Source organism: Rhodanobacteraceae bacterium, assembly GCA_016713135.1.
Taxonomy (GTDB): Bacteria; Pseudomonadota; Gammaproteobacteria; order Xanthomonadales; family SZUA-5; genus JADKFD01.
The window spans coordinates 65,335-84,107 of record JADJPR010000023.1 but is presented as its reverse complement, the minus strand read 5'-3'; the positions used below and the strand labels follow the sequence as shown (position 1 = coordinate 84,107).

Sequence of the window (18,773 nt, the reverse complement as noted above, 5' to 3'; positions counted from 1 at the left end):
CATGCTTGCGCGCAGCCTGGCCAGACCGACGCAAGATGCGAAAATTTGTGAGTGCCCTGGGGTGGTGGGTCGCCCTGTCTCTGGGGGGATGGTGCTTGCCCGCCAGCCTGTCCGCGCAGCCCGCGCAGTTGATCGATGGACGCATGCCACCGCCCACGCAGGGCGACGGCGCGTCGGGGGACAACTTCGGCATCGCCAGCGTGATCGTGGGCGAATACGCGGTGATCGGTGCCTATGGAGATACCCTGCCTGCTGCCGGAATCACCTTCGGCGTCGCCCAAGGATCGGCGAGTGTGTTCCGGCGCGAGGGCAGCCACTGGATTCAGAGCCAGAAGCTCTGGCCCGAGCCTGCCGGCGGGGATGGCGACAATTTCGGCGTCAGCGTGGCCGCGGCCGGCGATCTGCTCGCGATTGGCGCGCCGCGTCGGCGCGTAGCGCTGGCAACCGAGGCCGGCAGCGTCTTCATCTACCAGCGGACCGAGCGTGGCTATCAACAGCGCCAGTTGCTGTCAGCCGAGATACCCTCGCAGGGCGAGCGTTTCGGCGCGGCCGTCGCCCTCTGGCAGGACCAGCTGGCGGTAGGCGTGCCCGCGGCCGATGCGGTCGATCTGTACCGGCATGTTGGTGGCGGTGTTTTCGAGTTTCGGCGCACGCTGATCGTCCCCGGCGGCGGAGTCGGGGCGCGATTCGGCGCCGCCCTGGCGATGGCCGATGGCGAATTGCTGATTGGCGCGCCGGACGCCGATGGAACCGGGGCGGTCTACAGCAGCCGCTTGGTCGGCGCGGTCTGGAACGATGCGGTACGCGTTCCGCTGACTGGCGCCCCGCAGTCCGAGTTGGGCGCCGCGCTGGTGATCGACAACGGCGTGGCGCTGGCCGGCGCGCCGGGTTCCGCTGCCGGTGCGACCTTTATCCTGACGAAGGACGGCGACGGTTGGGTCGCCGCCGGCGCCATGCCTGCCTCCGGCCTGGTGCAGGGCGATCGCTTCGGCAACGCGCTGGCCCTCGGGAGCCAGCGCGCGGCGGTGGCGGCGGTGGGCGCCAATGGTGCCGAGGGGCTCTTGCTGGTGTACGCGCGCAGTGGCGCGCAGTTCGTCGAGATCGACCGCGTCGAGATGCTCGACGGTGGCAATGCAGATCGGCTGGGTGCCTCGGTCGCGTTGGCCGGCGACGGGTTGCTGGTCGGCGCCGATCTCGACCAGGTGGGGCCGAACCGCGGGCAGGGCGCAGTGCACTGGATGCAGCCCCAGGGCGGTGAATACGTGGCGGTTGCACGTCTCGACAACGGCGATGGTGCGATGTTCGACCGCTTCGCCACCACGGTGGCGGTGGATGGCGACATCGCTGTCGCCGGCGCTTATGTCGAAGACACCCAGGCGGGTGCCGATGCCGGCGCCGCGCACTGGTTCCGCCGGGTCGGTGAGGCCTGGTTGCCGGGTGGGCGCCTGGTGGCGCCGGATGCAGAGATCGAAGACCGCTTTGGCATCGCGGTCGATGTCAGTGGCGACTGGCTCGCGGTCGGTGCCTATTGGGATGTGGTGAATGGCAATGTCGACCAGGGTTCGGCCTACCTGTACCGGCGGCAGGACGGCGACTGGGTATTCGACACCAAGCTGACCGATGCCACCGGCGATCCCGGGGACTACTTCGGTTTCGCGCTGGCACTCGATGGCGACACCTTGGTCGTCGGCGCGCGCGGCGACTCGGACATCGCGCTGGAGCAGGGCGCCGTGCATGTGTTCGTGCGCCAGGGCGGGACCTGGGTCGCGCAGGCGCGCATCGACCCTCCCACCCAGAACGGCCTGGGCTACTTCGGGACCAGCGTGGCCATCGACGCAGAGCGCTTGCTGGTGGGCGCGCCGGGGATGACTGTCGAACCAGGTCCGGAGGCTGCCGGCGCGGCCTATGCCTACCAGCGCGATGGCGGGGCCTGGTCCTTGACGGGCGTGCTCCGGGCACCGCAGCCGGCATCCAACGTGGCTTATGGCTTTGCGGTCGCCAGCGACCGCGAGAGGCTGATGGTCGGCGCTTTCCAGGATGGCCTGCAGGCGCGCGGCGCTGCCTATGTCTATCGCGCGGATACCCTCGCGCTGGACGGGGAATTGCGCGCTTCGCTGGCACAACCCGGCGAACTGGCCGGAATTTCCGTGGCGCTGGCCGGATCGCGTGCCTACCTCGGCGCTTCCGGGTTCGACCGAAGCGGCGCCAGCGGCAGCGGTCGCGTGCTGGTGTTCGAGCGCGATGCAGTCGGTTGGCGTGAGGTCGCCCAGTGGTTCGCCACGGATGCGGCCGGGGGCGATGCCTTCGGCCGCGCGCTGGCAGCGGACACCACCGGTAACGTCGTGATCGGTGCGCCCGCCAAGGGAATCGCCAACCCGCTCGAAGGCATGGCCTACAGCGTGCGTATCGACTCCCTGTTCGACGATGGCTTCGAGTAGATCGACCGGGTGACTTCTGGCCGGTGTGGACGAGATGTGCACGGCGTAGCGTCGCGGCGCGTCCAGCGATCGCCCACCGGCGGTCGTCCATCCTTCCCGAACCGGAGCCATCCATGCGTTCCCATCTGCTGTTGGCGCTCATGCTCGGCGCGTGCGCATCCGCCGCGCACGCGCTCACTGTCGACGAACTCGTCGCGAAGAACATCGAAGCACGCGGTGGCCTCGAAGCCATCCGCGCGATCCAGTCGATCAAGTCCACCGGGCGCATGAACTTCTCCGGCGGCGACTTCAGCATCGACCTCGGTATCGTCAGCTTCAATGAGCGCGATGCCAAGCTGCGCATGGAAGCGAGCATCCAGGGCCTGACCCAGGTCACCGCCTACGATGGCAAGGAGGCCTGGACGATCAATCCCTTCCAGGGCCGCCGCGATCCGGAACGCATGAGCGCCGAGGATTCCAAGGGCCTGCAGGTGCAGGCAGATTTCGACGGCCCGCTGGTCGACTGGAAGGCCAAGGGGCACCAGGTGGAGTACCTCGGCACCGAGGATGTCGACGGCACCGAGGCGCACAAGCTGAAGATCAGCCTGAAGAACGGCGACGTGCAGTACCGTTATCTGGATCCGGACTACTTCCTCGAGATCCTGGTGGTGGACCAGAGCAAGCGCCGTGGGGTCGAGACCGAGATGGAAACCGAACTCGGCAACTACGAGAAGGTTGGCGGCGTCTACCTGCCGTTCGCGATGGAATCCGGCCCGAAGGGCGGTCGTCGCGGGCAGAAGATCACGGTCGAAAAGGCCGAGGTCAATGTCGACATCGACGACGCGCTGTTCTGGCGCTCGCCGCACACGTGGAAGACGGCAAGACCACGATCTATGTCGGCGCCGCGAGCGGCGGCGTGTGGAAGTCGATCGACAGCGGCACCAGCTTCAAGCCCCTGTTCGACAAGCAGCCGGTGCAGTCGATCGGCGCGATCGCGCTCGATCCGCAGAACCCGAAGAACGTCTGGGTGGGCACTGGCGAGAGCTGGACCCGCAATTCGGTGTCGATCGGCAACGGCGTCTACCGCTCCACCGACGGCGGCGAGAGCTGGAGCTACCTCGGCCTGCCCGAGACTGAGCGCATCACCAAGATCATCGTGCACCCGAAGAATGGCGATGTGGCCTACGTCTGCGCGCCGGGCAAGCTGTGGAGCGACTCGAAAGACCGCGGCCTGTACAAGACGGTGGACGGCGGCAAGACCTGGTCGCTGATCCTGAAGGGCCCGAACCTCTCCACCGGCTGCTCGGGCCTAACCCTGGACCCGACCAATCCCGAGCGCCTGATGGTCGGTACCTGGGACTTCCGGCGCCAGGGCTGGACTTTCCGCTCCGGCGGCGATGGCGAGAAGGCACTCAGCGGCAGCGGCCTGTACCTCAGCGAGAACGGTGGCCAGAGCTTCAGCGAACTCGACGCCAAGCGCTTCCCGGGCCTGCCGGCCAAGCCCTGGGGGCGCGTCGAGGTGGAGATCGCGCCCTCCGATGCGAAAGTGGTCTACGCCTTCATCGAGGCGGGCAAGGACAGCGCGCTGTATCGCTCCGGCGACGGCGGCGCGACCTGGGAGCAGCGCGACAAGAGCCAGATGATGGTCTGGCGCCCGTTCTACTTCGCCAACCTGGTGGTCGACCCGACCAATGCCGACCGCCTGTTCAAGATGAACCTGCGCCTGATTGTCAGCGAGGACGGCGGCAAGAGCTTCTCCGACGCGGCCGGCTCCACCCATGCGGATTCGCACGACATCTGGATCAACCCGGCGAACCCCAAGGACCTCATCCTGGGCGACGACGGCGGCATCTGGTACAGCAAGGATGGCGGCGGACGCTGGTGGAAGGGCGAGAACCTGCCGATCAGCCAGTTCTACCACGTCGCCGTCGACAACCAGGATCCCTACCGCGTGTATGGCGGCCTGCAGGACAACAGTTCCTGGGTGGCCGAGTCCTCCTACCCTGGCGGCGTCAGCAACTCCCGCTGGGAGAACCTGTACGGCGGCGACGGCTTCTGGGTGATCCCGGATGCGCGCGACCCCAACATCGTCTACGCCGAGTACCAGGGCGGCAACATCGCGCGCATCGACCGCCGCACCAAGCAGGCGCGCGACATCCAGCCGAAATCCGACGACCCGAAGGTCAAGCTGCGCTACAACTGGAATGCGCCGATCCACCAGAGCCCGAATGATCCGGGCACGATCTACCTCGGCTCGCAGTTCCTGTTCCGCACCCGCGACCAGGGCCAGACCTGGGAGCGTATCTCGCCGGACCTGTCCACCCAGGACCCGGCCAAGCAGCAGCAGGAGAAGTCCGGCGGCATCACCGTCGACAACTCCTCGGCCGAGATGCACACGGTGATCTATGCGATCAGCGAATCGCCGAAGAACCGCAACCTGATCTGGGCCGGCACCGACGATGGCAATGTGCAGCTGACGCGCGATGGCGGCAAGTCGTGGACCAATACTGCGAAGAACCTCAAGGACGTGCCGAAGGGTTCGTGGATCTCGTGGGTGGAGGCCTCGCGGCATGACGAAGGCACCGCCTACATCACGGTGGACCGCCACACCTTCGGCGACATGCAGCCGCACGCATTCGTCACCCGCGATTACGGCCGCAGTTGGCAGCGCATCGCTTCCGCCAGCCAGGGCATCCGCGGCTATGCGCACGTCCTGCGCCAGGATCCGATGGACGCGGACGTGCTCTACCTCGGCACCGAGTTCGGCCTGTGGATCAGCATCGACGGCGGTGTCACCTGGGCCGAGTTCAAGGGCGGCAACTTCCCGTCCGTGGCGGTGCGCGACATCGCAGTCCAGGAACGCGAGCACGACCTGGTCATCGGTACCCACGGCCGCGGCATCTGGATCATCGACGACCTGACCCCGCTGCGCAGCATCGGCACGCAGACCCTGAGTGCCGAAGCGGCCTTCCTGCCCTCGCGACCGGTGCAGCAGCGCATCGGTGGTGTCGGCGGCTGGTCCGATGGCGATGCCAAGTTCGTCGGTCCGAATGCCCCCGGCGGCGCGGTGATCAGCTACTACCAGCGTACCCGCCACCTGTTCGGCGACCTCAAGCTGGAGATCCTCGACAGCAGCGGAACCGTGATCGACACGATCCCGGCGAGCAAGCGCCGCGGCATCAACCGGGTCACCTGGTCGATGCGGGTCAAGCCGCCGCGCGTGCCGAAGGCGGCCCAGATTGCCTTCGCGGGCACCCAGGGTCCGCGCGTGATGCCAGGCACGTACACCGTGCGCCTGACCAAGAACAAGCAGGTCTACGAGACACGGATCGAGGTGGGCCTGGACAGCCGCGCCGATTACACCGTTGCCGACCGCCAGCAGCAGTTCGATGCCGCGATGCGTGTGCACGCGCTGTTCGGCCGGATGACCGCGCTGACCGACCGCATCGGCTTCCTGCAGCAGATGGCGGGCGGAATCGCCGGCCAGCTGCCGGAAACGGACAAGCTGCGCAGCGGGCTGCAGACCTTTGTCGAAGATGCCGAAGCGATCCGCAAGGAAATCGTCGCCACCACCGAGGGCGGTGCGATCACCGGCGAGGAGCGCCTGCGCGAGCACACCGACATGCTCTACAGCGCGATCCTGGGCTACGACGGCAAGCCGGCCGAAACACTGATCAAGCGCATCGCTGTACTCGAAGGGGAATTGGGCCGCGTCACCGCCAGCTTCGACCAGCTGAGCCAGAAGTCGCTGCCGAAGATCAACCAGCAGTTGCAGCAGCGCAAGTTGCCGGAGCTGGCATGGCCGCCGAAGGGGCCCATGCCGGCAGCCGCCGATGCGCGCAGTTCCGACGGCAATGCGGGTGGGTTCTCGGCGCCGAAGAAGTACTACCGTCATCCGCTTTCCAACCTGCGGATGTACTGAGGAACCGAGGCGGCGCCCGCAGCGCGCGGGCGCCGCCTTTTGCTGATTGCGCCGCCTATACTCGATCCTCCGATTCCGCCGCTCCGTCCCGATGAGCCGCCCGTGCTCGGTTGATCGAATCCTGTCCCTGTCCGTGCTGGCGCTGTGGTGCTGGCTGCCCGTGCTGGCGCAGGCCGGCCAGTCCACCCTGGTTCTCGGACGGGTCAGCGACGATCCCAAGGCGCACTATGAACGCCTGAAGCCGCTGTTGGATTATGTGGTTCCGAAGATGGCCGACCTCGGCATCCGCGACGGCCGCGTGCTGATGGCGCGCGACGCGCAGCAGATGGTCAGCTACCTGCGCCAGGGCAAGGTCGACTGGATCACCGAGACGTCCGGTGCCGCGCTGGGTTTCGCCGAGCGCGCCAACGCCCGGATCTTCCTGCGCTCCCGGCGTGGCGGCCTGTTCGACTACCGCTCGGTATTCTTCGCCCGCAAGGACAGCGGCATCCATGGCATCGAGGACCTGCAGGGCAGGGCGCTCGGGCTGCAGCATCCGATGTCGACCACTGCCTACCTGGTGCCGGCGGCGATCCTGCTCAATCACGGCATTCCGCTGGCGATCCAGGCCTCACCGCTGGACAAGCCGCCGCCGGAGTTCGTCGGCTACGTGTTTGCCCGTTCCGAGAGCAACCTGGTGACCTGGGTACAGAAGGGCCTGGTGGATGCCGCGGCTTTCAGCAACCAGGACTGGGAGGAACTGCAGCAGGCATCGCCGGCGATCGCCTCCGAACTTGTGGTGTTCCACCAGAGCCGGGAGTTTCCGCGTGCCCTGGAGCTGGTGCGCGCGGGCCTCGACCCGGCCATCGAGCAGCGCCTGCGCGAGATCCTGCTGGCGGCGCACGACGACCCTGCCGCGCGACCGGCGCTGGATGCTTACCTGCGCACCGAGCGTTTCGACGAGGTCGACCAGCTCACCTGGGCAGCGCTCGAGAACCTGCGCGACGGCGTGCGTCGGGTGCGTGCGGAGATCGAATGATGACGCTCGGCCTGCGCGGAAAGTTCGTGCTCAGCCTGCTGGCGACCACGCTCCTGTGGATCGTGGTGCTCGGCTTCGCCTGGAACAGCAGCTCGCGCGCGATGGGCGATGTGCTGCGGCAGGGTGAGAGCGCGATGCGCGATCAGGGCCGCAAGGCGCTCTCCGAGCGCGGCGTACAACTCGCCAGCTTTCTCGCCGATGCACTGACCAATCCGGTCTATTACACCGATCTGATGACCGTGCGCGAGGTGGTGCGCTCGGCGCTGGACCAGCCGGATGTCGATTATGTCCTGGTCTACGATGGCCAGGGCCGCCTGCTGCATGACGGCACCCGCGACATTCCGCGTTTCGGCCAGGTGATGGACGATCCCCTGGCGGCGGCGGCGATTGCAGCCGGCGAGCCGCAGGTGCAATGGGCCAGCGTCGGCGTCGACGCGAGCGCACCGATCGCCATCGGCGACTTGCGCCTGGGCGGCGTCCGCGTGGGGCTGTCGCTGGCACGCACCGAGCATTCGCTGGCTCGCGAGGCCTCCAGCGCGCGCGAGCGCCTGCGCCAGGCCTTCGCCGGTCCGGCCCATGTCATTGCGATCTGCGTGCTGATCCTGCTGACCTGGGTGGCATTGTCCGGCTGGCTGGTCGCGCGTGGGCTCGTGCGGCCGATCCGCGAGCTGGCGGTGAGCGCGCGCGCGATCGAACGCGGGCAATTCGAGGCACACCCGGAAAGCGCCCGCCGGGATGAGCTCGGCGAGCTGATCCGCGCCTTTTCGCGGATGAGCGACTCGGTGCGTCGCCATCATCACGACATCCGCAAGCTGGCTTATCACGACAGCCTGACCGGGTTGCCGAACCGGCTCATGTTCCGCGAACTGCTCGACGAGTCGATCATCGAAAGGCGCAGCGAAGGGCAGGGCATCGCCTTGCTGTTCGTCGACCTCGACGATTTCAAGCGGATCAACGATACCCTGGGGCACGATGCGGGCGACGATGTGCTGATCGAGTTCGCCGGGCGCCTCAAGCAGGCACTCATCGGCTCGAACGGGCAGGCCGCGCCGGTCCTTGCGCGACTCGGGGGCGACGAGTTCGTCGCCCTGGTGCCCGGTGTCGATGCCCGCGCGGCAGGCCAGCAGGCTGCGCGCAGCCTGCTGGAGCAATTGAAGCGGCCCTTCGTCGTTGGCGGGCATTCGATCCTGGTCGGAGCGAGCATCGGCATCACCGTGTTCCCGGACGATGCACACAGCTCCAAACTGCTGCTGAAACATGGCGATCTGGCGATGTACCAGGCCAAGCAGCAGGGCAAGAGCTGCTACCGCTTCTTCGCCGGCCACCTGACCGAGGTGGCGGAAGAACGTCTTGGCCTGGAGCACGATCTGCGCGAAGCGCTCGAAGCGGGTGAACTGGCGGTTGCGTATCAGCCCATCCATGACCTCGCCAACGGCATGCTGGTCGGTGCCGAGGCCCTGCTGCGCTGGAATCACCCGCGACGGGGCAATGTGCCACCTTCGATCTTCGTGCCGATCGCCGAGTCCTGCGGCCTGATCGATGCGCTGGGCGAGTGGGTGCTCGATCGCGCCTGCGCCGACTGCCAGGCATGGCAGTCCATGCTTCCGGGCATGTCGGTGGCGGTGAACCTGTCCGGACGTCAGTTGCAGCGGCACGATCTGGGCCAGCGCGTGAGCGCGACCCTCGCACGCAGGCGGCTGGCACCGGGGCTGCTGCACCTGGAGCTGACCGAGTCCAGCCTGTTGCACGACGAGCAACTGGCTTTCGCCGCGCTCGGCCAGTTGCGCGCCACCGGCGTACGCGTCTGGCTGGACGATTTCGGCACCGGATTCTCGGGTTTGAGTCACCTCCGCCGCGCGCGCGTCGACGGCGTCAAGATCGATCGCAGCTTCATCACCGAGATCCTCAGCGATCCAGAAGACCTGGCGCTTGCCAGCGCAATCATCGCGATGGCGCATTCGCTGGGCATGCAGGTGATCGCCGAAGGCGTCGAGGCAGAGGCCCAGTTCGCGCTGCTGCGCGCCCGTGGGTGCGATCTGGCGCAGGGCTTCTGGATGAGCGCCGCGGTCAGTCCGGAAGAACTGGTCCGGCGCCCCGCGCGAGTGCACCTCAGCAGCGAGGCGAGCGCGACATGAGCAGCTGGCCGACCGCCGCCTGGCTGCCGATCCTGTTGCTGCTCGGTTCCAATGTGTTCATGACCTTCGCCTGGTACGGGCACCTGAAGTTCAAGACCACCACGCTGGTCACCGCAATCATGGTCAGCTGGCTGATCGCGCTGCCGGAGTACATCCTGCAGGTCCCGGCCAACCGCATCGGCCACGGCCATTACAGCGCGGCGCAGCTCAAGACCATCCAGGAAATCATCACCCTCTGCGTGTTCTGCGTGTTCTCGGTGACTTACCTCGGCGAGAGCCTGCGCTGGAACCACTTCCTTGCCTTCGCCCTGATCGCGCTGGCGGCGTACTTCATGTTCCTGCCCGGACAGCAGTGAGTAGTGAGTGGTGAGTGGTGAGTGGTGAGTGGCAAAAGCGGCCATCCGGGATCCCGTGCCTTCGCTACTCACCACTCACTGCTGAGCGCGGCGCAGCCGCGCGCACCACTCACCGCTTCTGCCTCAGACCGCCTGCGCGATGAAGCGGGTCTCGTAGAGCAACTGGTCGATCTCATCGGGCTGGCCGGATTCGAACTGGAAGGCGAGGTGGTCGTCGCCGGCACGGACGAGGGTGGCGCGGACATCGACCACGGTGTCCTGGTCGAAGATGAAGAACAGTCGGAAGGGTGGCTGCGCGGGGTCTTTCCAGGCCAATGGCCGCGCGACGCGTGCGCCGCCGCCGGAGATGTCGAGTGCGTTGGTCAGGAAGCCGCCGCGGGCGGTCGCGACGAGGATCGCCACGGCGCTGATCTCGGTGCGCGGATGCCGGCGTTTTTCGTAGCCCTGAACCATGCTGCCCTCCATGCCTGGGAGACACCATAAGCCCACCCGCAGGGCGGTACAAGCCGGCGAGCGTCAAGATGTGAACTGGGGCTCGGCCGGGGCCGCTGTGGCCCCGGTTACCCTGAGTCTCCGCCGGTCAGGCCGATCCGGCGCGCAGCGTGGTCGCCGGTGGAACTGCGTTCACGCCACGCAGCACGACCCAGCCGGCAATCAGCGACAGCAGCGCGCCGAGCGCCGCGCCGGCCACGACCAGCCACCAGGGCGCGCTGTAGCCGATGCGGAACACCCGTTCGGCGAGCGCCCAGCCGGTGACCAGCGCAGCCAGGCCGCCAAAGCCGCCGCCCAGAGCACCGACCGCGCCCAATTCGAGCCACAAAGTGCGTCTCAAGGTCTGCTGCGAGGCCCCAAGGCTGCGCCACAGCGCGCTCTCGAAGCGGCGCACACCGGCGCTGACCGAGAGCGCAGCGAGCAGCACGCAGGAGGCGGCCGCCAGGGCACACCAGAAGATCGTGGCCAGGCTGCGGATGACTGCATCGACCACGCCGAGGATGCGCGTCAGCAGGGCTTCGACATCGATCAGCGTCACGTTCGGGTATTGCCGCAGCAGCGGCCCAAGCTGGTGCCCCTGGGCTGCATCGGTGCGCACGCTGGTCACCCAGGTACTCTCCAGGCCGGCGACTGTCTGCGGCTTGTACAGCAGGAAGAAGTTGACCCGGAACGAGTCCCAGTCGACCTTGCGGACGCTGCTGATGCGCGCTTCGATGTCGCGCTCGCCGACGCGGATGGTCACGCGGTCGCCAACGATCAGGCCAAAAGTCTGCGCCCAGCTCTCGGCGATCGACACCTCATCCCCTTCACCCCACCACTGGCCGGCGACGATCTGATTGGCCTCCGGCAGGCGCTCGCTCCAGGACAGGTTGAGATTGCCGTCGAGGAAGCGTTCGGCCCGCGGATCCGGGAAGCGGTCGGCGGTTGCCGGCTCGCCGTTGACCGCCACCAGCCGACCGACCGCGAACGGGAAGAACTCGGGCGCCGGCACGCCGATGCCTTCGAGTTCGGCGCGCAGAGGTTCGACCTGCTCCGGCTGGATGTTCAGCAGGAAGCGGTTCGGCGTATCGACGCCCAGGCCGCGCCGCCACTGGCTGACCAGGTCGCCGGAGACCACACCCAGCAACAACACCGCCGCCAGCGCAAGCGCCAGCGACACCGAGGACAGCAGCGTCGTGCCCGGACGCGAAGCGAACTGCCGCAGGGCCTGGCGCACCACGAAGCTGCGCCCCGGCAGGTGTCGCCGCACCAGCCGCAGCAGCAACCAGAGCACGCCCGCCAAGGCGCCTGCAAGCGCGCTCATGCCGGCCATCGCGATCAGGCCGATCTGGCCTTCGCCGGTAAGCAGGAAAACCGCAAAGGCGAGCACGCCGAGCGCCAGCGGATAGGCCACCCACTCGCGCCAGCCCAGGCGATCTTCGACCTGGCGCAGCAGGCTGGAAGGGGCCGTGCCGGCCAGGCGCGACAGCGCGGGCAGGGTGAAGCTCAGGTAGGCGAGCACGCCGACCAGCGCGCCGAGCAGCGCGGGCTTCACACCTGGCGCTGGCAGGGTCTCGGTGAACAGCGCGCCGACACCGAGCGCAATCAGCGACTGCAGGCCGTAGCCGGCGAGGATGCCGAGCGCGATCGCCGGCAGGCCGTAGATGCCGAGCGTGGCCCCCAGCTGCAGCAGGATGCGCCGGCGCGACAATCCGAAGCAGCGCAGCTGCGCCACCACCTCGCGGCGCGCCTCGGTGTAGCGGCGCGCGGTCAGCGCGATTGCCAGCGCCGCGAGCCACAACACCGCGAGTGCGGCCAGGCCGAAGAAGGCGCGTGTCTGCCGCGCCACGTTCGCCAGCTGCTGCTCGGCGTCGCGCGCGAGCGTCAGCCGCTGGCCCTTGAGTTGCGGTTTGATGCGTTCGGCGTAGCGTTCGACTGCCTCGATCGGGCCGGCCAGCAGCACGCGGTGGAAGGCGCGGCTGGCCGGGCCGAGCAGGCCCAGTTCGGCGACATCGGCGTCGCGCACCAGTGCACGCGGCGCCAGTGTCAGGAAACTGCCGGCGCCCTCCGGGTCCTCGACCAGGACGCCGGCGACGCGCAGCTTCGCGTTGCCGATCTCCACGTCGGCGCCCACCGCGAGGTCCAGCGCCTGCAGCGCCCGCGCATCCAGGTACAGGTTGCCGGCGCCCGGGGCGCTGGCGGGCTGCGGGGGCAGTTCGCCGCCGTCGTCCACCATCAGCTTGCCGCGCAGCGGATAGTCGGCACCAACGGCCTTGATCTCCACCAGCACGCTGGCTTCGCCGGCGAACAGCACGGTAGGGAAGGAGATTACCGCGCTGGTCTTGAGTCCCGCGGCCCTGGCCTGATCGACCAGCGCCTGTGGCAAGGGTTGGCGCGAGGCGATGACCGCATCGCCGCCGATCAGCTCGCCGCTGCGCTGCGCCAGGGCGCGCTCGATGCGTTCGCTGAAGGCCAGCACGCCAGTGGCCGCCGCGACGGCGACCAGCAGGGCTGCCAGGACCGGCTTCAGCTCGGAGGCGCGCCATTCGCGCTGCGCATGGCGCCACAACACTTGAAGGATCTTCATGCGACGCGGCGCCCGGCTTCCAGGCGGATCTGCCGCTGGCAGCGCGCGGCCAGGCGCGGATCATGCGTGACCAGAATCAGGCTGGTGCCGCTCTCACGGTTGCTGTCGAACAGCAAATCGGCGACACGCTGGCCGGTCTGCTGGTCGAGGTTGCCCGTTGGCTCGTCCGCGAACAGCAACCGCGGGCCGATCGCGAATGCGCGCGCCAGCGCCACCCGCTGCTGCTCGCCGCCCGAGAGCTGGCGCGGGAGGTGGTCGAGCCTGTGGCCGAGGCCCACGCGTTCCAGCGCGGAGCGCGCGCGGCCCAGCGCATCGTCGCGGCCGGCCAGTTCCAAAGGCGCGGCAACGTTCTCCAGCGCGGTGAAGCTCGGCAGCAAGTGGAAGGCCTGGAACACGAAGCCGACCCGGCCCAGGCGCAGCGCCGCGCGCCCGTCCTCGTCCAGCCCGGCGAGCGGCGAGCCGAACAGCGCGATGCGCCCATCGCTGGGCTGGTCCAGTCCCGCGAGCAGGGAAAGCAGGGTGGTCTTGCCCGATCCCGATTCGCCGACGATCGCCAGGCTCTCGCCCGCTGCCAGCTGAACGTCGATGGCCTCGAGCACCGACAGCTCTCCTGCGGCGGTGCTCACCCGTTTGCTAATGTGCTCGGCAACGACGATCCCAGCGGTGGCGACATTCATGTGGCGATTCCTGCTCCTGTTCCTGTGTCTGGCGTGCCCGCCGCTGGCGGCTGCGCCCGCGACCCTGCTGGTGCTTGGCGACAGCCTGAGTGCTGCACACAACATGCCCATCGAGCAAGGTTGGGTGCAACTGCTGGATGACAAGTTGGCCGAAAGTCACCCCGGCCGCTACCGCGTGATCAACGCCAGCATCAGCGGCGAAACCAGCGCTGGCGGCTTGACCCGACTGCCGGCGGCGCTCGCCGAGCACAAACCGGCGTTGGTCATCATCGAACTCGGCGCCAACGACGGCCTGCGCGGCCTGCAGCTTCCCGCCCTGCGCGAGAACCTGAAGCGCATGATCGAGTTGTCGCGTGACGCCGGCGCGAAGGTCGCCCTGATCGGCATCGAACTGCCGACGAACTACGGCGAGGCCTACCGCAGCCGCATGCGCAAGGTCTACAGCGACCTCGCCGCCGAACACGACCTGCCGCTGCTGCCCTTCCTGCTCGACGGCATCGCGCACGATCTGTCCAACTTCCAGGAAGACCAGGTGCACCCGACGGCAGAAGTGCAACCGAAGATCCGCGACCGGGTGCTCGCGTGGTTGGAGCCGGTGTTGCCTTGAAAGCGCGGCTGAAAAACTGAGACCGCATATCCGCTTGGGCTGTGGGGCCTCAGGACACCACTCGAAGCCGATTGACCCGCGATGCAGCAAACTCCAGGCAGGAAGCCGGGTCGAAGGAAAATGGGGCCCCTCGGGAGCGCCGAGGAGCGGAGCGAAGCGCAGGGGAAAGCGAGCATGTCCGAGCACATGGACGTGCGAGTTGCGCAGCGGCCTGCGCTTCGCGAGCACCGCAGGGAACTTGCCGCGCACGACGCGCGGCAAGCGCGGACGCGGGGTGGCCTTTCTTTTGGTGACTTTTCTTTGGCCACTCAAAGAAAAGTTACTCGGCCGCCAGGCCGAAACGCTCTCGATCTTGGAGACGAAGTCGCGAAGACGAAGCCGGCACGGGCCCACGACACGCGCCAGCAACCCAACCCTCGTGCCCCCATCGCCCCCGGCACGTATGATCCGCCCCTCACCCGCACCGACGCCCCCGCATGGAACATCGTGAGACCCTGATCCGCGTGCTTAACGAATGCGTCGAGCGCGCGGAGCATGAGCCGATGAGTCTCGGTGAGGCGCTGGACAGCCTGAAGACCTCCGCCTTCGCTCTCTCGGCCGTGCTGTTGTGCCTGCCCTTCCTCCAGCCGCTGACGCTGGGCCCGCTGTCGAGCGCCGGTGGGCTGGTGCTGACCTCACTCGGCTGGCAGTTGTTCCGCGGCCGCGAGCGCATCTGGCTGCCGGCGAAGATCTACGAGATCAAGCCGTCCACCAAACTGTGGGAGCGCCTGCTGGGGCTGTGCCGCTGGCTGATCTCGGTGCTCGCAAGACTGACCCGAGTGCGCCTGGTCAGCTGGGTCGACGGCCGTTTCGGCGAGCGCCTGTGCGGCGGCCTGATCGCGCTCGGCGGTGCGCTGCTGGTGATTCCGGCGCCCATCCTGCCGTTCAACAACACCCTGCCGGCGCTGGCCATGCTGTCGGCGGCGATTGCGCTGCTGGAGCGCGATGGTGCGATGGTGATCGTCAGCGTGTTCTGGATCGTTGCCACGATCGTCTATTTCGGCGCCTTTTTCTACGCGCTGTACTTCCTCGGCGGTGAGGCGGTCGAGTGGTTCACCGGCTGGATGCCGAAGCTGTTCTGATTCCTCAGCCGATCGCCACCAGCGCAGCGATGGCTGCCAGCGTGCCGACCATCGCGGTGCCGTAACACAGCAGCTTCGCAACCATGCCGGCGTGGATGCCGAAGTCATGCAGGGTGTGGAAGATGCGGTGCGCCGCGTGCCACAGGAACAGGGCAACGACGACGAAGATCGCCAACTTGCCGGGCCAGCTCTGGGCGACTGCCAGCGCATTCGCATGGCTCAAACTTGCCTTGGACAGGCCGATGCCGAGTGGGGCGGCAAGGCCGGTGATCCACACCAGCATCGCGCCGACAAGCGCCGAGAGCATGCCGCCGGCGCCGAACAGGGCCCAGAAGATTGGAGCGTTCGAGCGTTTCATGGGGCCAACCTCGCAACCACGATGTAGACCAGCGCGCTCGCCAGCAGGGCGGCAGCCAGGCCGGCGCGGGTGATCGTGCTGCCGGCCACGCGGGAGCCACCGATCAGGATTGGCGGAAGGGTGCGCGGCATGATGTGGAACCAGGTCCAGGTGTGGTAAACGAATCCCAGCAGCAGCACGCCATGCAGGATCAGCATCGGGGCGCTCTGCAGCAGCGAGAGCCAGGCGGTCCAGGCTGCTTCGCCGCGCGCCAGTGCAATCAGGCCAGCCAGCAACACCAGCGCATACGCGGCGACCGCCAGCGCGGTGCCTTCGTGGATCATGTATTCGACGAAGTAGGGGTTCTTCCGCCACCAGCCAGTCATCGGCCGCCGATAGGGACGTCGGGCGTTCATGGCTGTCCTCCTCGCGGACGCAGGAAGCGCAAGAAGTAGTCCTTGGCGCTCTCGGTCTTGTTCACGTTGACCGCATTCGCCGGGTCCACGCCCTTGGGACAGACCTCGGAGCAGTAGCCCACCGCGGTGCAGTTGAACACGCCTTCCTCCGCATGGATGTGCGGCATGCGCAGGGCTTGGCCGCCGTCGCGGCTGTCCATGTTGTAGCGGTGCGCCAGCGCCGTGGCCGCGGGGCCCAGGAACTCGCTGTTCAGCCCGTACTGCGGGCATGCCGCGTAGCACAACATGCAGTTGATGCAGTCGCTGAACTGTTCATACCGGGCAAGCTGCTGCGGCGTCTGCAGGTATTCGCCGTCGGCGAGGGCGCGCTTTTCCTTCGGAATGATGTACGGCTGGATCTTGTGCAGCTTGGTCATGAAGTCGTCCATGACGATGACCAGGTCGCGCTCGATCGGGAAATGCGCCAGCGGCTCGACCCGCAGCGGGCCGGGATAGAGATCGCGCAGGAAAGTGCTGCAGGCGAGCTTGGGCACGCCGTTGATCATCATGCCGCAGCTGCCGCAGATCGCCATGCGGCAGGACCAGCGGTAGGACAGGCTGCCGTCGAGTTCGTCCTTGATGTACTGCAGACCCTGCAGCACCGACATGTCGTCGCTGAAGGGGACATCGAAGGCCTGCACCGCCGGCTCGCTCTCCTGTTCCGGCCGGTAGCGCAGCACTTCGATGCGGATCGTGCGAGGGGATGCGTTCATCGGGCGCCTGCCTCCCTGGTCTGGGCCTTGCCGGCGGCATCGGCCGCTTCGCCGGCAGCGCCATAAGCGCGCACGCCGGGCGGCGAATGGGTGATCTTGACCTCGCCATAGTTGATTTTCGGCGGGTCGGCGCCCGCGGACACCGCCAGCGAATGCTTGAGGAAATTGGCGTCGTCGCGCGTGTTGAAACCGTCCAGCCGCTGGTGTGCACCGCGCGACTCGCGGCGATTCAGCGCCGACACTGCCATCGCCTGCGCCACTTCCAGCTGGTAGCCGAGTTCGATCGCCAGCAGCCACTCGGTGTTGAACACACTGGAGCCATCGTCCACCCGCACCCGTGTGTAACGCTCGCGCAACTCGACCAGCTTGTCGCAGGTCGCTTGCATGCCTTCGCCGGTGCGATAGATGCCGCAGCCGTTTTCCATCGTCTGCGCCATCTCGCGCCGCAACACCGAGAGCCTCTCGCTGCCCTGGGTGCCGCGCAGCTTGATGGCGTTCTGCTGCGCCGCCTGTGCCTGCTGCATCAGGCGTGCGGAGTTGCCCGCCGGGGCGGAGCGTGCGTGCTGTGCGGCCTGCTCACCGGCCACCTTGCCGAACACGCAGATCTCGGACAAGGAGTTGGACCCGAGGCGGTTGGCGCCGTGGATGCCGACACTGGAACATTCGCCAGCGGCGTACAGGCCCGGCAACGGACTCGCGCACTTTCCGTCCACCAGGATTCCGCCCATCGTGTAGTGCACCGCGGGGCGTACCGGGATCGGCGCGAGCGCCGGGTCGATACCCATGAACTGCTCGGCCAGCTCGCAGATCTGCGGCAGGCGTTCGCGCAGCTTCTTGTGGCCGAGGTGGCGCAAGTCCAGGTGCACGCAAGGACCATGCTGGCCCTCGATGGTGCGACCCTTCTGCTGTTCGTACCAGAAGGCCTGGCTCAGGCGGTCGCGCGGGCCGAGTTCCATCGCCTTGTTGCGCGGCGTTGGTTCCGCCGGCCCCAGGCCATAGTCCTGCAGGTAGCGGTAGCCGTCCTTGTTGACCAGGAAACCGCCTTCACCGCGGCAGGCCTCGGTGAACAACAGGCCGGTGCCGGGCATGCACGTTGGGTGGTACTGAACGAATTCCATGTCGCGCAGCGGCACGCCGTGGCGGTAGGCCAGCGCCATGCCGTCGCCGGTGACGATGCCGCCATTGGTGTTCTCGCGGAATACCCGCCCGGCGCCGCCGGTCGCGATCACCACCGCGCCGGCCTCGATCATCACGAATTCGCCGGAGGCGACATTGACCGCCACCACGCCCTGGGTGCGGCCGTCGTCGACCAGCAGGTCGAGTGCGAAGTGTTCATCGAAACGACGGATGGACGGGAATTGCAGCGAGGTCTGGAACAGCGTGTGCAGCATGTGGAAGCCGGACTTGTCGGCGGCGAACCAGGTGCGCTCGATCTTCATGCCGCCGAAAGCACGCACGTTGATGTGGCCATCAGGCTTGCGACTCCAGGGGCAACCCCAGTGCTCCAGTTGCACCATCTCCTCGGTGCAGTGGGCCACGAAGTAGTCGACCACATCCTGCTCGCATAGCCAGTCGCCGCCGGCGACGGTGTCGTGAAAGTGATGCTCCAGGCTGTCGTGCCCCTGGACCACGCCCGCCGCGCCGCCCTCGGCTGCCACCGTGTGGCTGCGCATCGGGTAGACCTTGGAGATCAGCGCGATCTTCAGGCGCGGATCGGATTGCGCCACGGCGATCGCGGCGCGCAGCCCTGCGCCGCCGGCACCGATGATCGCGACATCTGCCTTGAACGAATCCACGGATCTCCCCCGGTAGCCGACGAAGGCACTTTCCAGACTTGCCGGACGCTAGTCCCAAGCCAGTGTGTCTGCGTTGAGGGAGATCAACAGACCCATTTCATGGTGGGTGCTCGAGTGCCTCGGCAACCCACCTGGCCGCACTGCAGTTATCGTCGGGGACT

At 67.5% G+C, this 18,773-nt stretch carries 15 protein-coding genes; 7 read left to right on the top strand and 8 right to left on the bottom strand.

Annotation, left to right across the window (positions count from 1 at the left end; translation table 11 throughout):
* The first annotated feature begins 95 nt into the window (after positions 1 to 95).
* Entirely contained in the window at positions 96 to 2,438 is a 2,343-nt protein-coding gene (locus tag IPK27_20350) for a hypothetical protein (GenBank protein ID MBK8069876.1), read from the top strand.
* On the opposite strand, the gene IPK27_20345 is transcribed toward IPK27_20350, so the two are convergent.
* Positions 2,393 to 3,283: a hypothetical protein gene (locus IPK27_20345; GenBank protein MBK8069875.1), complete on the bottom strand. Its 891-nt coding sequence runs from the start codon at positions 3,281 to 3,283 to the stop codon at positions 2,393 to 2,395. The two genes, IPK27_20350 and IPK27_20345, sit on opposite strands and share 46 nt — an antisense overlap.
* Here IPK27_20345 and IPK27_20340 point away from each other — a divergent pair.
* The 4 genes from IPK27_20340 (at position 3,184) to IPK27_20325 (ending at position 9,848) form a co-directional block, all read left to right on the top strand.
* Complete coding sequence (locus IPK27_20340; GenBank protein MBK8069874.1) at positions 3,184 to 6,339, top strand: sialidase; 3,156 nt, start codon at positions 3,184 to 3,186, stop codon at positions 6,337 to 6,339. The genes IPK27_20345 and IPK27_20340 overlap by 100 nt on opposite strands.
* Before the next feature lie 91 nt (positions 6,340 to 6,430).
* Positions 6,431 to 7,357 (top strand): phosphate/phosphite/phosphonate ABC transporter substrate-binding protein, encoded by a 927-nt coding sequence (locus IPK27_20335; GenBank protein MBK8069873.1) that lies wholly within the window; start codon positions 6,431 to 6,433, stop codon positions 7,355 to 7,357.
* Entirely contained in the window at positions 7,357 to 9,492 is a 2,136-nt protein-coding gene (locus tag IPK27_20330) for an EAL domain-containing protein (GenBank protein ID MBK8069872.1), read from the top strand. Before IPK27_20335 ends, IPK27_20330 begins: the two co-directional genes overlap by 1 nt.
* Positions 9,489 to 9,848, top strand: coding sequence for a DMT family protein (locus IPK27_20325; GenBank protein MBK8069871.1), 360 nt, complete (start codon positions 9,489 to 9,491; stop codon positions 9,846 to 9,848). The genes IPK27_20330 and IPK27_20325 overlap by 4 nt, the downstream gene beginning before the upstream one ends.
* 123 nt (positions 9,849 to 9,971) lie before the next feature.
* On the opposite strand, the gene IPK27_20320 is transcribed toward IPK27_20325, so the two are convergent.
* The 3 genes from IPK27_20320 to IPK27_20310 all read right to left on the bottom strand — a co-directional run bounded on the left by IPK27_20320 (position 9,972) and on the right by IPK27_20310 (position 13,583).
* Complete coding sequence (locus IPK27_20320; GenBank protein MBK8069870.1) at positions 9,972 to 10,301, bottom strand: PilZ domain-containing protein; 330 nt, start codon at positions 10,299 to 10,301, stop codon at positions 9,972 to 9,974.
* A 127-nt stretch (positions 10,302 to 10,428) separates the two neighbouring features.
* Positions 10,429 to 12,906, bottom strand: a complete 2,478-nt coding sequence (locus tag IPK27_20315) for a hypothetical protein (GenBank protein ID MBK8069869.1) — start codon at positions 12,904 to 12,906, stop codon at positions 10,429 to 10,431.
* Positions 12,903 to 13,583, bottom strand: a complete 681-nt coding sequence (locus IPK27_20310) for an ABC transporter ATP-binding protein (protein MBK8069868.1) — start codon at positions 13,581 to 13,583, stop codon at positions 12,903 to 12,905. Before IPK27_20310 ends, IPK27_20315 begins: the two co-directional genes overlap by 4 nt.
* Here IPK27_20310 and IPK27_20305 point away from each other — a divergent pair.
* Positions 13,582 to 14,190 (top strand): arylesterase, encoded by a 609-nt coding sequence (locus IPK27_20305; GenBank protein ID MBK8069867.1) that lies wholly within the window; start codon positions 13,582 to 13,584, stop codon positions 14,188 to 14,190. The genes IPK27_20310 and IPK27_20305 overlap by 2 nt on opposite strands.
* A 476-nt stretch (positions 14,191 to 14,666) precedes the next feature.
* The gene (locus tag IPK27_20300) at positions 14,667 to 15,311 is read left to right on the top strand and encodes an exopolysaccharide biosynthesis protein (protein MBK8069866.1); all 645 of its coding nucleotides are present in this window, start codon (positions 14,667 to 14,669) and stop codon (positions 15,309 to 15,311) included.
* A 4-nt stretch (positions 15,312 to 15,315) separates the two neighbouring features.
* On the opposite strand, the gene frdD is transcribed toward IPK27_20300, so the two are convergent.
* The 4 genes from frdD to frdA are packed head-to-tail and all read right to left on the bottom strand — an operon-like array spanning position 15,316 to position 18,612.
* On the bottom strand, positions 15,316 to 15,669 hold the full coding sequence (gene frdD / locus IPK27_20295; protein MBK8069865.1) for a fumarate reductase subunit FrdD: 354 nt from the start codon (positions 15,667 to 15,669) through the stop codon (positions 15,316 to 15,318).
* On the bottom strand, positions 15,666 to 16,064 hold the full coding sequence (locus tag IPK27_20290; GenBank protein ID MBK8069864.1) for a fumarate reductase subunit C: 399 nt from the start codon (positions 16,062 to 16,064) through the stop codon (positions 15,666 to 15,668). The genes frdD and IPK27_20290 overlap by 4 nt, the downstream gene beginning before the upstream one ends.
* Positions 16,061 to 16,816, bottom strand: a complete 756-nt coding sequence (locus IPK27_20285; protein ID MBK8069863.1) for a succinate dehydrogenase/fumarate reductase iron-sulfur subunit — start codon at positions 16,814 to 16,816, stop codon at positions 16,061 to 16,063. The genes IPK27_20290 and IPK27_20285 overlap by 4 nt, the downstream gene beginning before the upstream one ends.
* A complete protein-coding gene (gene frdA, locus IPK27_20280) occupies positions 16,813 to 18,612 on the bottom strand; it encodes a fumarate reductase (quinol) flavoprotein subunit (protein ID MBK8069862.1) in 1,800 nt (599 codons plus the stop codon). The genes IPK27_20285 and frdA overlap by 4 nt, the downstream gene beginning before the upstream one ends.
* Positions 18,613 to 18,773 lie beyond the last annotated feature (161 nt).

Bases quoted from the DNA above. Each gene is read 5' to 3' on its own strand.
- IPK27_20335 (MBK8069873.1), top strand. From the start codon at position 6,431: ATGAGCCGCCCGTGCTCGGTTGATCGAATCCTGTCCCTGTCCGTGCTG.
- IPK27_20315 (MBK8069869.1), bottom strand. From the start codon at position 12,906: ATGAAGATCCTTCAAGTGTTGTGGCGCCATGCGCAGCGCGAATGGCGC.
- IPK27_20285 (MBK8069863.1), bottom strand. From the start codon at position 16,816: ATGAACGCATCCCCTCGCACGATCCGCATCGAAGTGCTGCGCTACCGG.
- IPK27_20330 (MBK8069872.1), top strand. From the start codon at position 7,357: ATGACGCTCGGCCTGCGCGGAAAGTTCGTGCTCAGCCTGCTGGCGACC.
- IPK27_20305 (MBK8069867.1), top strand. From the start codon at position 13,582: ATGTGGCGATTCCTGCTCCTGTTCCTGTGTCTGGCGTGCCCGCCGCTG.
- IPK27_20290 (MBK8069864.1), bottom strand. From the start codon at position 16,064: ATGAACGCCCGACGTCCCTATCGGCGGCCGATGACTGGCTGGTGGCGG.
- IPK27_20300 (MBK8069866.1), top strand. From the start codon at position 14,667: ATGGAACATCGTGAGACCCTGATCCGCGTGCTTAACGAATGCGTCGAG.
- IPK27_20325 (MBK8069871.1), top strand. From the start codon at position 9,489: ATGAGCAGCTGGCCGACCGCCGCCTGGCTGCCGATCCTGTTGCTGCTC.
- IPK27_20310 (MBK8069868.1), bottom strand. From the start codon at position 13,583: ATGAATGTCGCCACCGCTGGGATCGTCGTTGCCGAGCACATTAGCAAA.
- frdD (MBK8069865.1), bottom strand. From the start codon at position 15,669: ATGAAACGCTCGAACGCTCCAATCTTCTGGGCCCTGTTCGGCGCCGGC.
- IPK27_20320 (MBK8069870.1), bottom strand. From the start codon at position 10,301: ATGGTTCAGGGCTACGAAAAACGCCGGCATCCGCGCACCGAGATCAGC.